16 protein-coding genes are annotated in these 19,950 nt (G+C 43.1%); all 16 read right to left on the bottom strand.

The features are described 5' to 3' along the window. Positions 1 to 18 precede the first annotated feature (18 nt). Positions 19 to 1,263: an aminotransferase class I/II-fold pyridoxal phosphate-dependent enzyme gene (locus AC1DRQ_RS13940; protein ID WP_429394196.1), complete on the bottom strand. Its 1,245-nt coding sequence runs from the start codon at positions 1,261 to 1,263 to the stop codon at positions 19 to 21. A gap of 241 nt (positions 1,264 to 1,504) precedes the next feature. Next, positions 1,505 to 3,106, bottom strand: a complete 1,602-nt coding sequence (gene ftsZ, locus AC1DRQ_RS13935) for a cell division protein FtsZ (protein WP_477425299.1) — start codon at positions 3,104 to 3,106, stop codon at positions 1,505 to 1,507. Positions 3,107 to 3,232: 126 nt separating this feature from the next. Continuing rightward, positions 3,233 to 4,576 carry a cell division protein FtsA gene (gene ftsA / locus AC1DRQ_RS13930; protein WP_477425297.1) on the bottom strand — a complete coding sequence of 448 codons (1,344 nt, stop codon included), beginning with the start codon at positions 4,574 to 4,576 and terminating at the stop codon, positions 3,233 to 3,235. A gap of 4 nt (positions 4,577 to 4,580) precedes the next feature. Continuing rightward, positions 4,581 to 5,447, bottom strand: a complete 867-nt coding sequence (locus AC1DRQ_RS13925) for a cell division protein FtsQ/DivIB (RefSeq protein WP_429394187.1) — start codon at positions 5,445 to 5,447, stop codon at positions 4,581 to 4,583. Beyond that, complete coding sequence (gene murC / locus AC1DRQ_RS13920) at positions 5,440 to 6,798, bottom strand: UDP-N-acetylmuramate--L-alanine ligase (protein WP_477425295.1); 1,359 nt, start codon at positions 6,796 to 6,798, stop codon at positions 5,440 to 5,442. The genes AC1DRQ_RS13925 and murC overlap by 8 nt, the downstream gene beginning before the upstream one ends. Positions 6,799 to 6,852: 54 nt before the next feature. Further along, positions 6,853 to 8,022, bottom strand: a complete 1,170-nt coding sequence (gene murG, locus AC1DRQ_RS13915; protein ID WP_477425293.1) for an undecaprenyldiphospho-muramoylpentapeptide beta-N-acetylglucosaminyltransferase — start codon at positions 8,020 to 8,022, stop codon at positions 6,853 to 6,855. A 60-nt stretch (positions 8,023 to 8,082) separates the two neighbouring features. Continuing rightward, the gene (locus AC1DRQ_RS13910) at positions 8,083 to 9,228 is read right to left on the bottom strand and encodes an FtsW/RodA/SpoVE family cell cycle protein (RefSeq protein WP_477425291.1); all 1,146 of its coding nucleotides are present in this window, start codon (positions 9,226 to 9,228) and stop codon (positions 8,083 to 8,085) included. 113 nt (positions 9,229 to 9,341) lie between these two features. After that, positions 9,342 to 10,727 (bottom strand): UDP-N-acetylmuramoyl-L-alanine--D-glutamate ligase, encoded by a 1,386-nt coding sequence (murD, locus tag AC1DRQ_RS13905; RefSeq protein WP_477425289.1) that lies wholly within the window; start codon positions 10,725 to 10,727, stop codon positions 9,342 to 9,344. A 78-nt stretch (positions 10,728 to 10,805) separates the two neighbouring features. Next, positions 10,806 to 12,047 (bottom strand): phospho-N-acetylmuramoyl-pentapeptide-transferase, encoded by a 1,242-nt coding sequence (gene mraY / locus AC1DRQ_RS13900; protein WP_477425288.1) that lies wholly within the window; start codon positions 12,045 to 12,047, stop codon positions 10,806 to 10,808. Between the two features lie 203 nt (positions 12,048 to 12,250). Beyond that, a complete protein-coding gene (locus AC1DRQ_RS13895; RefSeq protein ID WP_477425286.1) occupies positions 12,251 to 13,711 on the bottom strand; it encodes a UDP-N-acetylmuramoyl-L-alanyl-D-glutamate--2,6-diaminopimelate ligase in 1,461 nt (486 codons plus the stop codon). Beyond that, positions 13,708 to 15,822: a penicillin-binding protein gene (locus AC1DRQ_RS13890; RefSeq protein ID WP_477425285.1), complete on the bottom strand. Its 2,115-nt coding sequence runs from the start codon at positions 15,820 to 15,822 to the stop codon at positions 13,708 to 13,710. Before AC1DRQ_RS13890 ends, AC1DRQ_RS13895 begins: the two co-directional genes overlap by 4 nt. Beyond that, positions 15,812 to 16,225: an FtsL-like putative cell division protein gene (locus AC1DRQ_RS13885; RefSeq protein WP_429394164.1), complete on the bottom strand. Its 414-nt coding sequence runs from the start codon at positions 16,223 to 16,225 to the stop codon at positions 15,812 to 15,814. Before AC1DRQ_RS13885 ends, AC1DRQ_RS13890 begins: the two co-directional genes overlap by 11 nt. Then, entirely contained in the window at positions 16,222 to 17,124 is a 903-nt protein-coding gene (rsmH, locus tag AC1DRQ_RS13880) for a 16S rRNA (cytosine(1402)-N(4))-methyltransferase RsmH (protein ID WP_429394161.1), read from the bottom strand. The genes AC1DRQ_RS13885 and rsmH overlap by 4 nt, the downstream gene beginning before the upstream one ends. Then, positions 17,117 to 17,581, bottom strand: a complete 465-nt coding sequence (mraZ, locus tag AC1DRQ_RS13875; protein WP_429394158.1) for a division/cell wall cluster transcriptional repressor MraZ — start codon at positions 17,579 to 17,581, stop codon at positions 17,117 to 17,119. The genes rsmH and mraZ overlap by 8 nt, the downstream gene beginning before the upstream one ends. 204 nt (positions 17,582 to 17,785) lie before the next feature. Beyond that, positions 17,786 to 18,424: a class I SAM-dependent methyltransferase gene (locus AC1DRQ_RS13870; RefSeq protein WP_477425284.1), complete on the bottom strand. Its 639-nt coding sequence runs from the start codon at positions 18,422 to 18,424 to the stop codon at positions 17,786 to 17,788. 1 nt (position 18,425) lies between these two features. Then, positions 18,426 to 19,433: an NAD(P)-dependent alcohol dehydrogenase gene (locus tag AC1DRQ_RS13865; protein ID WP_477425282.1), complete on the bottom strand. Its 1,008-nt coding sequence runs from the start codon at positions 19,431 to 19,433 to the stop codon at positions 18,426 to 18,428. Between the last annotated feature and the right edge of the window lie 517 nt (positions 19,434 to 19,950).

Below are 19,950 nucleotides of genomic sequence, written 5' to 3'. Positions count from 1 at the left end.
ATATGCAGTATATAGCAATTACGCTATTTCCAGTTTGTCTTCTTTATAGTAACCAGATTTTAGTTTTTCTGCCATTTCGCTATATGCATCCAGCGTACGTTGTACATCTTCTAAAGAATGTGCCGCAGTTGGTATTAACCGAAGTACAATGAGGCCTTTAGGAATAACCGGATATATTACGATAGAACAGAATATGCCATAATTTTCGCGCAGGTCGCGGGTTAAGCTGGTAGCCTCATACAGGTCGCCTTTTAAAAACACCGGGGTAACCATACTATTGCTCACACCCAAATCAAAACCTCGTTCTTTTAACCCTTTTTGCAGTGTAGTAGCAATTAACCAAAGTTTTTCGCGCAACTCAGGTTTTGATTTTAATAGTTCGAAACGTTTTTTCAGCCCTATTACCATTGGCATAGGCAGGGCCTTTGCAAATGTTTGTGACCGCATATTATAACGCAGAAAATGAACTATCTGTTCATCGGCAGCTACAAACGCGCCAATACCTGCCATTGATTTAGCGAAAGTACCGAAATAGACATCCACCCCATCAACGCAATCCTGTTCTTCATGTGTACCGGCACCGGTTTTACCCATAGTACCAAAACCATGCGCGTCATCTACCAGTAAACGGAAATCAAACTTCTTTTTAAGTTCAACAATTTCTTTCAGCTTGCCTTGAACACCCGACATACCGAAAACGCCTTCGGTGATCAGCAATATACCGCCGCCGGTTTGTTCAGCCAGGCGGGTTGCGCGTTCCAGTTGTTTTTCGCAGCTTTCCAGGTCGTTATGCTGATAAACAAAGCGTTTACCCATATGCAAACGTACACCATCAATGATACAAGCATGTGATTCGGCATCATATACTATCACATCGTTCCTGTCAACCAGCGCATCAATGATAGATACCATACCCTGGTAACCATAGTTTAATAAAAAAGCAGCTTGTTTACCAACAAAAGCGGCCAGGTTGTTTTCCAGTTCTTCGTGATGTTTGGAGTTACCTGACATCATACGGGCACCCATGGGGTAAGCCATTCCATAATCGGCAGCGGCCTGGGCATCAGCTTCCCTTACTTCGGGATGATTGGCAAGGCCCAGGTAATTATTCAGGCTCCAGATCAAATGCTCTTTGCCATTGAACTCCATGTGCGGCCCAATCTCCCCTTCCAGTTTAGGAAATGAAAAATAACCATGTGACCATTTTTGATGCTGCCCGATAGGGCCGCCCAAGCTTTTTGTTATTTTATCAAATAGATCCAAAATCGTATGCTTTTTTAGATAGTTATAAAAATACAAATATAGCCGTTTGAACTGCTTGCTACAATAGCTATAACTTTTTAGAATAGGTTATAACTAAGTATCCAGTATCAAGTAGTTAGTATCAAGACTTTAATGCCAATTCAAGTTGTGAATGCTCTTAACTACAAAAGCCATTATAAAAATTGTGGTTCTTTATAATGGCTTTTCAATTATCCTGATACTTGATACTAATTACTTGATACTAATCAGCGTTATCGTGTAAAAACGAATTGTTTTTACGAATCTCGGTATTGCCTTCGTTATCAGGGATCAGGCTAAACCTCGAGATCTGACTTTCGTCAGACTGCGGGGTTTCCTGCAGTGCTATTTCTTTACGTTTATAGGCCGGTACATTTTCCAGCTCCTGTATGTTACCGCTACGCAGTTTCATGCTCAGGTCTTTGAGGCGCATGATACGCTCGCGCGATTTTTTAAGTTGCTCCTCAATTGATTCGTTTGTTTTATGATCATCGGCTCCAACCACAGGCTCAGGTTCAGGTTCAGGCTGCGGCTTAGGTTCAGGCATCCTTTCTTCCTTAACAGGTGTGTATGATTCCGGCTCGCTCATTTTAAAGGTAAAACCTGCAGTATCCGGTTCATTTTCCTCCTCGGCATCCTCTTCGGCCAGGTTATACCTCATTACCACCTCTTCTTTTTCATCGGGGCGGGCAAACATATCAAATAAGCCGGTTTGTTTTGGCTCATCTTTTTGTTTGATGTAGGGCTCGGCAGTAGCGTTGGCCTTTACCGGGTTAATAAATTCATTTACTGGTTTTACCAAAGGTTTAGCCTCGGGCTCCAGCATAGATATGATCTTCTTATTGTTATTCTCTTTCTCACGCTCATCCTTGGTTTGGAAACCGGTTGCTATAATAGTTACCGATAATTGCTCGCCCAGGTTATCATCCACGCAATTACCCCAAATCAGGTCGGCAGCCAAACCGGCTTCCTCCTGTATATAATCGGTAATGATGCTTACTTCATCCATGGTTACCTCTTTAAGGCCTGAGCTGATGTTAAGTAAGATGTATCGTGCACCTTCAATTTCGTTATCCTTTAACAATGGCGATGATAAAGCACCTTCAACAGCCTTTAAAGCGCGGTTCTCGCCTTCGGCGGTTGAGCTGCCCATGATAGATACGCCGCTGTCTTTCATCACCGTGCGCACATCCTTAAAGTCAACGTTGATATAACCAGGTAAGGTTATGATCTCGGCTATACCTTTAGCTGCTGTTGTTAATATATCATCGGCCTGCGCAAATGCAGAGCTCATGGTTAAGTTCCCGAATATCTGGCGTAACCTGTCATTTGATATCACCAGGAACGAATCGACATATTTTTTCAATTCTTCTAAACCGGCATCAGCCTGCATTTTACGGCGTTTACCCTCAAATGAAAATGGCGTAGTTATAATACCTACGGTTAGTATATCCATTTCACGCGCCGCTTTGGCTATGATGGGGCTGGCGCCCGTACCGGTACCACCACCCATGCCTGCTGTAATGAACAGCATTTTGGTATTAACACCCAGCATTTGCTTAATATCGTCGATATTTTCAATAGCTGAGTTTTTGCCCACCTCGGGTATTGAACCGGCACCCATTCCTTCAGTAAGGCTGGCGCCCAGCTGTACCTTGTTAGGTATAGGACTTAGCTCCAATGCCTGGGCATCAGTGTTGCAAATTATAAAGTCAACACCGGTGATTCCCGACCTGTACATATGGTTTACCGCGTTACCGCCGCCACCGCCAACACCAATTACTTTGATGATTGACGATTTTTCTTTTAACATCTCAAACTGCATAATCTTCGTTTTCAGCTATATGTGATCCAACCAATATTTAGATTTTACCATCGTAATAATAGGACTTTTTCCACAAAGGTTTTCCACAATTGTCAATAATGTGGAAAAGTTGATTTTTGTGAAAAACTATTTCAAAAAGTCCTCGTCATTAATATCGTCTTTAATAAATGTGATACTCTTTTTCAGCAACCTGTCAAACAAACCACCTTCTTTAGTTTTGGGTTCGTATTTGGGTTTCTCTGTTTTTGCTTCGGCATTGCTTGCCGCATTCATGTACTCCGTTTTCTGGATACCCTTTATCAACAAGCCTATACCTGTAGCAAAAGTTGGGCTTTGCAGCTCCTCATAAATATTTTTAGGCAGCACTTCGTTTTTAGCCAAATGCTCTGTTGGGTAACCTACGCGACAATCCAAACCGGTAACAAACTCAACCAGCTGGCGCAGGTGCTTAAGCTGCGCACCACCACCGGTAATAACTATACCTGCTATCAGTTTTTTCTCGTAACCCGATGATTTGATCTCATAATACACATGCTCTACAATCTCTTCCATACGGGCCTGAATTACATAAGCCAGGTTTTTTACCGAGATCTCCTTTGGCTCACGGCCACGTAAACCGGGTACACAAACAATCTCGTTCTCTTTATTCTCATCAGCCAGGGCCGATCCGAAACGCACCTTCAGTTGCTCGGCAATGTTGCGCATCACTGAACAGCCCTCGCGGATATCTTCGGTTACGCTGTTACCTCCAAACGGGATCACCGCAGTATGGCGTATAATACCCTCATGGAAAATGGCCACATCTGTAGTACCACCGCCAATATCAACCAATACCACACCCGCCTCTTTCTCTTCCTCACTCAACACCGACTCTGACGAAGCCAGTGGCTCCAGTATCAGGTCCTGGCTATCCAAACTGGCTTTGTTTACACATTTCACAATATTTTTGATAGCCGTAACCTGGCCCGATATGATGTGAAAGTTGGCCTCAAGCCTTACGCCTGCCATACCAATAGGGTCTTTAATACCCGGCTCGTTATCAACCGTAAACTCCTGCGGCAGCACATGGATAATCTCTTCGCCCGGAGGCATCACCAGGTTATACATATCCTCAATCAGTTTATCAATGTCCTTACGGCCAATTTCTGATTGCAGATCGCGACGGGTTATTAAACCGCGGTGCTGCAGGCTTTTAATGTGCTGCCCCGCGATACCCACAAACACTACCTTTATATCTACATTTGATTGTGCGCCGGCCACATCAACCGCCTGGGTTATACCCTGCACTGTTTTATCAATATTTGATACCATACCACGGGTAACACCCGCAGATTCGGCCTTGCCAATTCCTAATACCTCAATCTTCCCATTCTTGCTCCTGCGACCAACAATGGCGCATATTTTAGTAGTCCCGATATCCAATCCTACTACAATTGGCGAACTTTTTTCTTGTGTTGAGCTTTTGTCCATATTCCTAATTAATTTGAGATGTGTCCTTTTTCATTTTAGCAGAGTCGGGTTTAAGGCTTGCAGCTTTACTTGCCCTGATCGAATCTGCCTTCATATTTTCATTTTTAATACCAACCACCTGGCCGGAGTATTTAACATTGATCATGCTGTATTTATCCCAGCCCACCCGTGGCAGCACCTCTTTATAAAATGCCAGCAGGTTGGTAAATTTTACCTGTAGCGAATCGGCATTACCTATCAGTATCCTTTGGTTGCCCACACGTGGTATCAGCTCAATTTCACGGTCTTTATTTACATACAGTTGTGCTATCTGCGCATCCCATAATGAGTCCTTACGTATAAAATCGGCCGTAAAGAACAGGTCTTTGGCCAGTTTAGTATGCAACGAGTCGACATGGTTAGTGAACAGTTCATCAATAAATCCGTTAGCCACCAATACCCTTGCGGTAAAGTTTGGCGACAAAGGAATTTTTAAGCCATGCTGGTCAACATAAAAATCCATATCATAATGGTTCATGATACGCAGTATAGGCTGGCGCTGGCTTATTTCAACCCTTAAAACGCCGTTCATTTCGGTATAAACCTTAGCAAACTCAATAAATGGGTTTGCTCTTAATTTATTTTCCAGTTCCTGGATATTAATTTTCTCCAGTTTGCGGCCTATCAGGGTATGGCTGCTGGTTTGCAATATCTGGTCAACCTCTTCCTTGTCAATAAAATACTGGCTGCCCGGTATATTAACTTTTACAGCCGTACAAATAACCGCGGCTTTTTTAATTTCGATGAAACTCATGAGCGCTATGAGGCCACCCAGGCAAATTACCCAGGCAAAGCCAACAAGCAGGCGCTTCCAAATGAGTTTCTTATTCATGATTTAATATCTCCTTTAAAGGGTGAACCAATGTGTCAATATCGCCCGCTCCTACAGTAAGCAGCAATTCGGGTTTTTCATGTGCCACCGCATACAGTGCTTCCTGTTTGCTCAACTTCCGCTTGTTTTGCAGCTGCATTCTGTTTAATAGCATGTCTGACGTTACGCCTTCAATAGGCAACTCACGCGCCGGATAAATATCCAGCAGGATAAGCTCATCAACCATGTCAAGCACTTCGGCAAAGCCATCGGCAAAGTCGCGGGTGCGGGTGTACAAATGCGGCTGAAAAATGGTGGTCAGCTTTTTATCAGGGTACAGTCTTTTTATGGATGATATGCAAGCCCTTAATTCCTCAGGGTGATGGGCATAATCATCAATATAAATATGCTGCGGTGTTTTTACTATGTACTCAAACCTGCGCTTAACCCCTCTGAAAGATCCCAGCGCGCTTTTAATAGCATCGGTACTCACATTAAGCCTTAAAACCGCCTCGATAGCAGCCACAGCGTTCTCTACATTGTGTGTGCCTGCAATACCCATTTTTATGTTGGGGATAGTTACATCGGCATTTACAAAATCAAAATAAAAGTCGCCATCTGCTATACGTACGTTTGCGGCATGGGCATCGGCATGGGTATCATCAATGGCGTAAGTATAGCCGGTATCAAGCGGCAAGCCATTTTTATGAACCAGTGTACCACCGGTTTTTATCTGCGAAGCAAACAGTTTAAATGATTCAGTTAAGTGTGCATGATCGCCATAAATATCAAGGTGGTCGGCATCCATCGAAGTGATGATGGCCACATCAGGGTACAGGGTCAGGAACGAACGGTCATACTCATCGGCTTCAACCACCATTACATTACTTTTGCCGTACAGCACATTGCTTTGGTAATTAGATGATATGCCACCCAAAAACGCGGAGCAATCATTGCCAGAATCTTTCAGCAAATGCGCCACCATGGTTGAGGTGGTAGTTTTACCATGTGTACCGGCAACGGCTATGGTAAAGGAGCTTTTACTGATCAACCCTAAAACCTGCGAGCGTTTAAACAGCTCAAAACCCTTATTTTTAAAATAATTCAATATAACCGAATCTTTGGGTACGGCCGGTGTATAAATAATAAGTGTATCGTCGCAAGGCTGTTGAAAGCTCATAGGGATCCACTCTGCCTTGTCGTCAAAAACAATTTGTATACCTTCGTTATGCAGGTCGTTGGTCAGATCGGTCGAGGTTTTATCATAACCGCAAACAATACAACCCAAATGATGGAAATATCGGGCAAGGCCGCTCATCCCGATGCCGCCTATACCTATCAGGTAAACCCTTTGTATGTTGCGTAGTTCCATTTCTTTTGTTTTAAAAAAGGCCCTCCCCTTTTGGGGAGAAGGAGGACCATAATTTTAATTGTTGTTTATTGTTAGCTTTAATAATTCACGGGCAATAACCTCATCGGCATTGGGCATAGCCATTTTACCAATATTAGTACCCAGTTTCTTTTGCAGATCTCTGTCGTCTAAAAGTTCAATTGCCCGGTCAACCAGTTTTGTTTCGGCATTCCTGTCGGCCAAAAATATTGCCGCATCCTCTTGCACCAGCGCCAGTGCGTTCTTGGTCTGGTGATCTTCAGCCACATTTGGCGACGGCACCAGGATCACCGGTTTTTTAACCATGCACAGCTCGGCAATGGTACCCGCACCGGCTCTTGATATAATGATATCGGCAGCGGCATAAGCCAGATCCATACGGGTTAAAAACTCCCTTATTTTCACATCCGGATGATGATTCTCACCCAGTTTTTCAATGATCTGCTTATAGTAAAACTTGCCGGTTTGCCAGATTACCTGCACATCGGCAGCTATCAGCTTATCTAATCCTGCTGCTATACTGTTGTTTAATGTGCGTGCACCCAGGCTACCCCCGGTTATCAGTATGGTTTTCTTAAATGCCGATAACTTGAACAATTCAAGTGCCTGCATGTGCTTACCTGCAACATTCACCGCGTCCTTACGGATGGGGTTACCAGTTTTGATGATCTTACCGGCAGGAAAAAACTTTTCCATACCATCAAAAGCCACACATATTTTTTTGGCGTTTTTACCCAGCCATTTATTGGTGATACCCGCATAAGAGTTTTGCTCCTGTATGAGGTAAGGTATATTTTTTAACGATGCAGCGTACAACAGCGGCCCGGAGGCATAACCACCCACACCCACTGCGGCATCGGGTTTAAAATCTTTAATAATTTTAAGCGCCCTGCGAACACTGTTTACCAGCTTAACCGGGAACATTACGTTTTTCCAGATAGAATTACGTTGTATACCCTGAATATCCAAACCTATGATCTTATATCCGGCTGCCGGGACTTTCTCCATCTCCATCCGTCCATTGGCGCCAACAAACAATATCTCAATAGCCGGATCAATATTTTTTAAAGCATTGGCAATAGCAATGGCCGGGAAGATATGTCCTCCTGTTCCGCCACCGCTTATGATAATGCGCTTCGGCCCCCCAGCCCCCTGAAGGGGGCGTTTTTGATTGGCGTCACTCACATTATTGCTTTCTTTTTTCATTGTTTTAATTCCTTGTTTCTATATACACTATAGTTCCCCCTTCAGGGGGTTAGGGGGCTATTACGCCGTCCTGATCTCTCCTACTACCACTTTCCTGGGTTCTTCAATATCACGGCTTACCGATAATATGATGCCAAACGCCACACTTGTAAATAAAATTGATGTGCCCCCCATGCTTACAAATGGCAGCGGCACCCCTGTTACCGGGCCTAAACCTACCGCCACGGCCATATTTGCAAAAGCCTGTATGGTTAAGCTAAAACTTAAACCGCAGGCCAGTAATGCCCCGAAAGCCTTTGGGGCCTTCGTCACAATTTTTATACACCTGTATAGTAAAAACAGGTAAATGCCTATTAAGGCAAAGCCTCCTGCCAATCCATACTCCTCAATGATAATGGCGTATATCTCGTCGGAGTATGACTCAGGCAGGTAATTTCTTTCGGTACTGTTACCAGGGCCTTTGCCAAACAAACCGCCACTGGCAATGGCTATCTTAGCATGGTCAGACTGGAATGACTTATCAGCCTTGGCCAACTCGGGGTGTAAAAACACATTAACCCGCGAAACATAGGTGTGCCTGCGCGGCCCTAAAAAGATAACGCCCATTAACAATATCAATCCGGCCCCGCAAACCACGGCAATTTGCTTAATGCTGATACGCCCAATAATGAGTAGCAAAATGCTTACCCCAAATAGCATCAAAGCTGTTGAAAGGTTGGCCAGGGCTATCAAAATAAACACCAGGCAAACAGAACCCATGATAGGCAAAAAGGATTCTTTTACATCCTTTATATTTTCCTGCTTGCGGGATAATGTACGTGCCAGGTAAGTGATCAGCGCCAGCTTAGCCAGATCCGATGTTTGAAAACTGAGGCCTATTACTGGGATATTGATCCACCGGCTGGCATTGTTGATGTGGCTACCAAATATCAATGTATATAACAACAATGGTATGGTAACTATCATCATGATCTTTGAAATACCCGCATAATAACGGTAATCGAGCTTATGCGAAATATACATGAGCGCAATGCCCCCAACAACCATAGCCAGGTGTTTCATCAGGATCGACTCGACCCCAACCCCTCTTTTATAGGCCAGCGTACCTGTTGAACTGTATACAGCCAATAGGGATATAACAGAAAGCAATATGACTATAAGCCATATCCAGCGGTCGCCTTTTGTATTACTGAGTATCCTATGCATTTAGCCCCCTCTAAATCTCCCCCTAAAGGGTGAGACTTTTAATTTTATGTTCGTTAATAATCTATTCTATAATCTAATTTTACTTTTTCATCATCTGCACATTCATTTTCAAATTACAATTCCCTTACCGCTGCTTTAAATTGGTTGCCGCGGTCTTCATAGTTTTTAAACAGATCAAAACTTGCACAAGCGGGAGATAACAATACAGTATCGCCTTTTGTGGCCAGGTGAAATGCCACCTGCGCTGCTTCCTGTGCCGATCCTGTATTGACAATCACTTCCACATCATCTTCAAAGGCATCATGGATCCGTTTATTGTCCTTTCCCAAACAAACAATAGCTTTAACCTTTTGCTTTACCAATTCTTTAAGCATACCATAATCATTGCCTTTATCAACACCGCCCAGGATCAGTACCACATCAGTGGTCATGCTCTCTAAAGCGTACCAGGTTGAGTTAACATTGGTGGCTTTTGAATCATTAATGAAACTAATGCCTGATATTTTACCAACCGACTCCAGCCTGTGCTCGATGTTTTTAAAGTTACCCATGCTCTCCCTCATCGATTCGTTGCGCAATTCGAGCACCTTTGCTACAATACCTGATGCCATGGAGTTGTAAATGTTGTGCTTACCCTGCAGGGCCAGTTCTTTAATTGACATTTGAAAATGTTCTTGTTGTATGTTTATGACAATATTGTCGTTTTTGAGATATGCTCCCGGTTCAATCTTTTTTTCTATTGAAAATGGTAATTGCTGCGCTTCAAAACTGCGCCCGGTCATACCTTTTATGGTTTCCGAGTCATCGGCACAATAAATAAAATAATTGGCCGCTGTTTGATTTTGCGTAACGCGGAATTTTGATGCCGCGTAGTTTTCCAGCTTGTAATCGTACCTGTCTAAATGGTCAGGCGTAATATTAAGCAAAACAGCAATGTCTACCTTAAACCGGTACATGTCATCCAACATAAAGCTGCTTAGCTCCAACACATAATATTCAAATTTTTCGGTGGCTACCTGGTAGGCAAAGCTTTTTCCAATGTTACCAGCCAAACCCACATTTAAACCCGCATTTTTAAGAATGTGGTAAGTTAAACTCGTGGTAGTGGTTTTACCGTTTGAACCGGTTATACCTATAATTTTGGCATTGCAATACCTGCCTGCAAATTCAATTTCGGATATAACAGGAACACCTTTTTCTTTTAATTTTTTTATAACGGGGGCCTTTTCAGGGATCCCCGGACTTTTAATCACTTCAACCGCGCTTAATATTTCGGCTTCGGTATGTTGATTTTCCTCAAAGCGGATATTCCAGTCCTGCAGTTGTTTTTTATAGTTGCCCGCAATAGCCCCAAAATCCGAAACAAAAACATCATACCCCTGCTGTTGGGCAAGGTATGCCGCACCCACACCGCTTTCGCCGGCGCCAAGCACAACAATAGCCCCCCCCGCCCCCTGAAGGGGGTGCTTTTGATTGGGTATGTTTTTATTCTCGTTCATTCCTTTATTGTCCTTATTCTTTTATCTTGATTCTAATCTCCTGCTTCTTTCCCTCCCCCTTTAGGGGGTCGGGGGGCTTTATCTCAGCTTCAATGTTATTATCGTTATAATAGCCAGCAAAATCCCGATGATCCAAAAGCGGGTTACGATTTTTGCCTCGTGGAAACCTTTTTTTTGGTAATGGTGATGCAATGGCGCCATTAAAAATATCCTCCGGCCTTCGCCCGAGCGTTTCTTGGTGTATTTAAACCAGCCTACCTGCATTATAACCGATATATTTTCTATCAAAAACACACCGCATAATACCGGCAGCAATAATTCTTTACGTATCATAATGGCAAAAACCGCTATGATACCGCCTATGGCCAAACTTCCTGTATCGCCCATAAATACCTGGGCCGGATAGGAATTGTACCATAAAAAACCCACACAGGCCCCTACAAATGCTCCCGCAAAAACCACCAGCTCGCCTGAGTTTGGTATAAACATGATGTTCAGGTAATCGGCCATGGCAATGTTACCCGATACATAAGCCAGTATGGCCAGTGTGATACCTATAATTGCTGATGTACCTGTAGCCAGTCCATCAATACCGTCGGTAATATTAGCTCCGTTTGAAATAAAGGTGATGATCACGATAGCAAAAAACAGAAATACTACTAATGCATATTGCTCATATCCTGTACCTAAAAATTTAAGCACCTTGGCATAATCAAACTCGTTATTTTTATAAAAAGGCATAGTGGTTTTTGTTGAATGCACATCCTGGGTGTAAACCGGAATATTCCTTTTCATGTGAAACTCCACAGGTGCATCAATTTTAACCGGCAACTTTACTTCCTGTCTGATCACGATATCGGTATTGAAATACATGGTCCACCCAATAATGAGCGAAAGCCCTACCTGGCCTATGATCTTGAACTTGCCCGCTAATCCTTCTTTATTTTTTCTGAATACTTTGATATAATCATCTAAAAAGCCAATAGCACCCAACCATATAGTGGTGATCAGCATCAGGATAATGTACACATTGCTTAGCTTGGCAAACAGTAGCGTAGGTACCAGTATACCTAGTAAAATGATGATACCCCCCATTGTAGGTGTACCTGATTTTTGCATTTGCCCTTCCAGGCCCAAATTCCTTACCGTTTCGCCAACTTGTTTAAAACGCAGGTAATCAATTAACCGGCGACCATAAACCGTGGTGATAACCAGCGATGTTATTACAGCCAAAGCCGTACGGAAAGTGATATACTGAAATACCCCCGACCCCGGAATACTGTAATTTTTATTTAGATATGTAAATAAATAGTATAACATCTTTTGATTGATGTGCAGATGTGCAAATTTCAAATGTGCAGATTCCAGATGTGCAGATTTTAGATGTGCAGATTTGCGGGTTTATGTTTTAATTTTTTATTTATATTAATTGGTTGATATTTTGTTTGAACCTTAATTTGCCCGATTAAAAGATTTCCATGATTCTGGTGATTCTTTAGTTCTGTAAATTCTGATTCAGACAACTAATTCATTTCTTTAAATTGGTTCTCTAACTCTTCCATATCATCAAAGTGATTTCTCACTCCGTTTATTTCCTGGTATTTTTCGTGACCTTTACCGGCTATTAATATAATATCGCCGGGCTGAGCAAGCATACAGGCTGTTTTAATACCTTCACGTCTGTCCACAATACTTACAGCATGCCGTTTAAAGGCGGGGTCAATACCCACCTCCATATCTTTTATGATCTGGGCGGGATCTTCCGAGCGCGGGTTATCAGACGTAAGTATTACCTTATCGCTCCACTCGCTGGCTACGCGTGCCATTACAGGGCGTTTGGTTTTATCCCTGTCGCCGCCGCAGCCAATTACGGTTATCACCTTTTCGTTACCCTTACGTATGTCATGAATAGTGCTTAATACATTTTGCACCGCATCAGGTGTGTGGGCATAATCAACTATACCTATCACCTTGTTTGGCGCTACTATATATTCAAAACGACCTTCGGCTCCGGTTAACTTGCTCAGGCTGGTTAATACTTTTGCCTTATCCTGATCAAGCAGCATGGCGGTAGCATAAACGGCCAGTAAATTATAAGCGTTAAAGGTGCCTACCATTTTAAACCATACCTCTTCGCTATCAATTTGCAGCAACAGGCCGCCGAATTGGTTTTCAAGGATGCGGGCCTTATAGTCGGCCATGGTTTTAAGTCCGTATGACTTTTTATGAGCCTGTGTATTTTGCAACATTACATTACCGTTCTTGTCATCGCCATTGGTAAGCGCGAAGGCATTTTTGGGCAAGCCATCAAAAAACGCCTTTTTGGCTTTCAGGTAACTATCAAATGTTTTATGATAATCTAAATGATCATGCGTAAGGTTAGTGAATATACCACCCGAAAAATTCAGGTTGGCAATACGGTGCTGTGCAATCGCATGTGAGCTTACCTCCATAAAGCAGTAGTCACAGCCCTGTGCCACCATATCATCAAGCAGGCGGTTAAGCTCAATCGAATCGGGCGTGGTATGGGTTGATGGGATCACCTGGCCGTTAATCTGATTTTCAACAGTCGACAGTAAGCCGCATTTATAACCCAGATCGCGAAACAGCTGGTAAAGTAAAGTAGCTACCGTGGTTTTGCCATTGGTACCTGTTACCCCTACCAATTTTAACTGTGCCGATGGGTTATCATAAAAATTAGCGGCAACAATGCTTAGCGCTTTACCGGAGTCGGCAACCATTAAGAAATCAACCTCGGCGGCTGTGCGTGCGGGCAACTCTTCGCAAATAATAGCAATGGCGCCTTTCTTAATGGCCTGCTCAATATAATCATGGCCATCAACCAGGGTGCCTTTCACAGCAACAAACAATGACCCGGCAATTACCTGCCGCGAATCAAATGTTACAGAAGTAATTTCCACATCGGCACTTCCCTGTAATTCAGTGAAGGCCAGTCCATCCAATATATCACTTAAATACTTCATTCCAGTTCAATTGTTATGCGTGAACCCTTTGGTATTAAGCTGCCGCCAGTAACCGATTGTGTGGTTACTACGCCGCTGCCGCGTACCGTTACTTTATAACCCGCATTGCCCAATACATACAAGGCATCACTAAGGCCCATTCCGGTTACTGCCGGAACGGCGCCGTTCTTATATCTTACTTCTTCAAAAGGGATACCGTTGCTGGTATCAACCCCATTGCCTTGTGCATTGGCCGATGCGTAAAGTGGTTTTACACCCAGTTTGGTATAAACCTGTTTTAATGCTTTTAAATTGCCCTGTTTTACTTTTGGCATGCTTGTATTGCCCACCAGGTGCGTAGCCGGGTTTTGGTTTATCTCCATATCATTGGCATAAACCCTGTCGGCTACTTCCCTGAAAACCGGACCAGCAACTTTTGCCGCCAGGTAATCGCCTTTGGTTGGATGATTAATCACCACGATCATGGAATATTTAGGATGATCTGCCGGGAAGTAACCGCAGAATGAAGCCTGATATATTTTATTGGCAGTATAGCCTTTTCTTCCGTCGGCAACCTGGGCTGTACCGGTTTTACCCGCTACGCTATACAACTTGTTTTTGATCACATTTTTACCGGTACCATTAAGTACTACGCCTTCCAGCATACCCTTTATCTTCCCCAGTGTAACATCAGAACATACCTGTTCATTAATAACCCGCGCCTGGAACTGCTCAATAGGGTTACCCAGGCGACGTATCTCGCGCACAAATATGGGGGCAATCAATTTACCGTTGTTGGCTACCGAATTATAGAAGGCCAGCATTTGCAGCGGCGTTAAGTTCATTTCATAACCATAAGCCATTTCGGGCAGGGTATAATTCTTGTTCCAACTGCGGTTTGACGGATTTTTGATGACCGGTCTGCCTTCGCCTGGAATTTGCAAGCCCAGTTTTTCATTTAAATGATAACTGTAAAGCTTGTTGATATACTCCCATGGATTACCGCTATAGTATTTTGTAACCAACTTAGCCGCCGCAACGTTTGATGATTCTTCGAAAGCGCGTTTAACGCTCATTTCATAATTATCATGTTCCGTATCGGTAATAGTTGGCCCTTTTGGGAATTTATATTTACCACCTTCGGCATTTATTATGGTACTGGTATCAATTTTATGCTGATCAAGTAAAGTCATGTACGATGCCAGTTTAAAGGTTGAACCCGGGTCAATAGCGTTACTGATAGCGTAGTTCATTTTTTCCTGGTAATCACCATCCTTTGAACGGGTAAAGTTGGCAATAGCCCTAACCTCGCCGGTAGCCACTTCCATCAACACTACGCAACCATGGTCGGCCTCGCTTTTTACCAGTTGTTTTTTCAAAGCATCCTGTGCCACATCCTGAAAGTTCACATTGATGGTTGATATGATATCGGCCCCATCCTTTGCGGCTATCTCATCCTCATCATTATTAACCGGCATCCAGGTGCCACCGGGGATGCGTTGCATTAAACGCCTGCCATTCTCTCCGTTGATATATGACGAATAGGCCCCTTCAAGGCCTACCGCATTTTTAACATTCTGGTTTTTATAACCAATGGTACGGGCCGCTAATGAATGAAAAGGCAGTATGCGCTTATTTTGCTGCAGTACTATTAAACAGTTTTTGGTTTTTCTTTTTTTGAATATCGGGAACTCACGAATCTTCTTTAATTCCTGGTAGCTTACCCTGCGTCGCAGGAGTTGGTACCGCGAACCTTCCTTACGTGCATCGCGCAGGATCCTGGAGTATTCCCGGGTTGATCTGTCGCCATACATTTTTGACAAGTTTGCAGCCAGTACATCAACATTATCATTAAAAACGCTGTCATCGGCAATGCCACCTGCCAGCATATCCATATGCAGCTCGTACTCAGGTACTGATGTAGCCAGCAGGCTGCCATCTACAGAAAAAATATTGCCCCTTGCCGCTTCCACATCCCGGTATTGTGCCGACATGCTTACTGCCATGGCTTTCCATTTTTTGCCCTGTACAAACTGTACCCGGCACAACTGCACCACTACAGCAAACGCAAATAACAATATCAACCCGAAAGCGATATACACCCGCAGCAGAATGTTGGTTCTAATTCCCATCCTGATCTTCCTCCTTTACTGTTATCTTTTGCGGCGGCTCCACTGATTGCCTTACCCCAAGGGTATCGGCACGTTTGGCCACCTCTGTTAATGTACTCTTAAAAGCCATTTCGGCTTTGGCGGTTTTATAATCCCAGCCGCGTTCTTTTACTTCTTTAGTTATATTATCAATGTCACGTATCGTTTTTTCGGCCAGGTGCATGTTGCCAATGTATATCATGCCCAATAGGGCCACATACATTACAAACGGCAATGCGCTGGTGGCCTTTTCAGTACTGAGAATGCCCTTTGAAAAAAGCTGTGTAAAAAAATTATCCGAGATTTCCTTTGCAGGTTTTTCCTCAACGATAAGATTTTCTTCCGCTTCATCCTCCTGAATTTCTGTACGCAAACGATTGGTCATTTTTTTACAGCTATCCTTAATTTAGCGCTCCGTGCTCTGTTATTATTCTTTATTTCGTCTTCCGATGCTGTTATAGCTCCGCGGCTTACTGCAGCAAACGGTTTATTATCATTGCCATACAAATCTTTCTCCACCTCGCCGCTGAACTTACCCTTGGCTATAAAATTCTTCACCAGCCTGTCTTCCAGCGAATGGTATGACATCACCACCAACCTGCCACCAACAGCCAATACCTCGGCCGACTGGATCAAAAATTCCTTTAAGGCTTCCAGCTCCTGGTTAACCTCAATGCGCAAAGCCTGGAAAACTTGTGCCAGGTATTTATTTTCCTTACCCCGTGGTATCCGGTTACTTATCGCATTTTTCAGATCGGCGATGGTCACTATCGGCGCATTTAAACGCGCGGTAACAATAGTTTCGGCCAGCGATTTGGCGTTTTGTATCTCGCCGTAAACACCAAAAATGCGGTGCAGTTCCGCAGCGGTATAATTATTTACCACATCCTTAGCCGTAAGCTCGCCCAACTGGTTCATCCTCATATCCAGCTCGGCATCAAACCGGATGGAGAACCCACGCTCGGCCTGGTCAAACTGGTATGATGAAACACCCAGATCGGCCAGAATGCCGTCAGCCGGAATAGCGCCATGCAAGCGACTAAAATTTTTGAGGTACCTGAAGTTCTGATCTACAAAAACAAAACGCTCATCATCAATTAAATTTTGCTGCGCATCGGCATCCTGATCAAAGGCCAGTAGGGTTCCGCCCTCACCCAAACGTTTCAATATCTCGCGCGAATGGCCGCCACCACCAAAAGTTACGTCCACATAAGTGCCGTCCTTTTTAATGTCAAGGCCTTCCATGCATTCCTGCAGCATTACCGGTGTATGATACTCACTCATCTTCCCTCCTTGTTTTGTTACCCATTACCCTTTGCGCCAAAGCGCTAAAGTTTTCTGGTTCATTATCAAACGCAGCCTTGTGCGCGGCCGCATCCCAAACTTCAATTTTATTTAACTGGCAAGCCAGCACCACATCAGATTTTATGCCCGCATACTCCAGCAAAAACTTTGGCAACAACACCCTGCCGGCCGCATCAAGCGAAAGTTCAGTGGCCCCGCGGGTAAAATACCTTATAAAATCTATGTTATCTTGTTCGTATTCGTTAAGTTTGCTTAGTTCATCAAGTCTTTTGTCCCATTCCTTTTTAGTATAAATAACCAGGTAATTTTTGAATCCACGATTGATCACAAGCCCCTCACTTTCAGCTTCAGGAAGCTTTTTTTTGAGCCCAGCAGGTATCATCATCCTTGATTTAGGATCCAGTTTACATTCAAATTCACCGGTTAAATGAGACATTTTCAGACTATGGCATAATTTAATAGGTAAAAGTAAATTACTTTTACCACTTTCTACCACTTTTTACCACCAAAAAGTTTTCAACATTTTTGGTGGGTGTTTTTGCTATATCAATAAAAGCAAAAAGCCGGCTGGCGACTGTACATGTGAGTCGCGTCAAACAAATTATGAAGTATTGATAAAACAAATTTTGACTCACGTCCCTTACTTTTTCCCAGCCCAGATATAGGCTCGCCTGCTTGGGAATTTCGCATCTTCATACGGACGCCTTTCTATGGCCTCAATTATATTAAAACCTGTTTCATAAAGTAACGCTATGATGTCATCTGTTTTAAAAAAGTATAAATCAATATCCACTTCTTTCTCATGAGCTTTGTCAAAATGAACTATTTCATCCCCCGCATGAAAGGAAAATAAAAAATCTCCCCCGGTTTTCAGAACCCTGTTTATTTCTCCAAAACACTTCCTGATTTGGTCATTAGTAAAATGTACTATCGAATAGAATGCAAGTGCACTTTCAAAATGCCCCGGCGAATAAGCAATATTCAACAAGTCCCCGGTTTCAAATTTAATTTCAGGGGAAAGTCGGCGGGCAGCACTAATCATCGCCGGCGACAGATCAATGCCGGTGATGTCTTTTATGCCATTATCGTACAGAAATCTTGTTGTTTGTCCGGGCCCGCAGCCAAAGTCGGCACATGGCCCTTTGTCTTTATTGACAGCTGCAAATTCCTTCAATAACCATCGGTCAAAATGTGTTTTGGAGATTTCGTCCCAACGCTCAGCCGCATAGTCGTCGGCTACCTGGTTGTAACAGTATAATACTTTTTCCTGTGAATTCATTTTATTCTTGGTTTTCCAATACTAACCGGATGTTGATTTCTCCTGTTCTTACCTTTTCTATCGCTTTATTCATTTCAGAGAATGGCATAACGTCAACCGCGCTCCCGATATGATGCTTTGCCGCGAAATCAAGCATATCCACCATATGCTTGCGGCTACCCACATAATTTCCATAAATACTTCTTTGCGCGTAATCATACAGCAAGCCGATGCTAATAGGTTGCTTTTGCAAAGGCGAAGCCACTACGCAAAATTTCCCCTGTGGTTTAAGCATTTTCAAAAAGGCGTCCAGATCATATGCTACATTTAAGGTAGAAATAATAAAATCAAATTTCTGATTTAGCGCCGATAGGTCATCAGGTGTGGAGCTGCGTATAAATTCGGCACCCAACTGGTTAATCATCTCTTTTTTTTCCGGAGAATGAGAAAATGCATAAGCCTGGTGCCCCATTTTATTTAAAAACTGAATTGCCAGTTGGCCAAGGCCACCGGCTCCCGATACGCCAACAACGGAGTTGGGCAACAATTGTGCATGCATAATTGCTGAATAAACGGTAAGGCCGGATGATAACAAAGGAACGGACTTTGCCGGGTGTAATGCCGGTGGAAGTTTAAAGGCAAATCTGTGATCAACAACAATATGCTCGGCTAAACCACCATAACAATGCACACCAATTACTTTTTGCTGAGTGCAAAATTGTTCGTTACCCGCTTTACAAAACTCACATTCGAAACAGGCCGCTTGCTGATAACCGACACCAACCTGATCGCCCACACTTAGTGTAGTTACACTGGAACCAATTTCTTCAACAATTCCTAAAATTTCGTGTCCCGGAACAAGCGGAAATTTTGTATCGCCCCAATCATCACTTATGAATTGGATGTCCCCCCGTGCAATGGCGCAATAAAGAACTTTTACGCTTACCTCGTTGTCACCAACATTTCTTTCATAGTAAAATGGCTCCGCTTTGCCACCTTTCTGTTTAATTCCGTACGCTTTGATTTTCATAAATAATTCAATGAATTTACAGATTTTTGATATCCGTTGTTACCAAATTAAGATTGTTACCGACGGGTGCCCTTCGCCTTCAATTTCGTGAGATCACCAACTTTGCATCCTGTATATAAAACATTGGTTTTCTTATACCCAAATATCTCTAATTAGCCTAAGAGAGATCACTATTGCCTCAAATCGTATGCCATGTAGTCACGATAGGTATACTCGTCGTAGTTTAAAACCATAGCCATTCCATATTATTCCACAACCTGTTTAAGCACACTTTGCTTAAGCCTGCTTGCTTCACATAATTTCACACATTACTGCCCAACTTTATACACATTTGATTTTTTAAACTAATTATGTGTGCAATAAATGGTGACCTAATTGTATACTTTTCTTCAGATATTAAAGAAATATAAAGACTATTTTTAACTTTAAATTACTACTGCGTTACAGAAGTAATACAAACACTATTCCGCAAAATATGCCGTTCATTTAATTCACATATTAATACACAGCATTAAAG

It is taken from the genome of Mucilaginibacter sp. P4_E8, assembly GCF_056401495.1.
The sequence above is the reverse complement of the archived record's forward strand: the minus strand, read 5'-3'. Positions and strand labels throughout refer to the sequence as shown.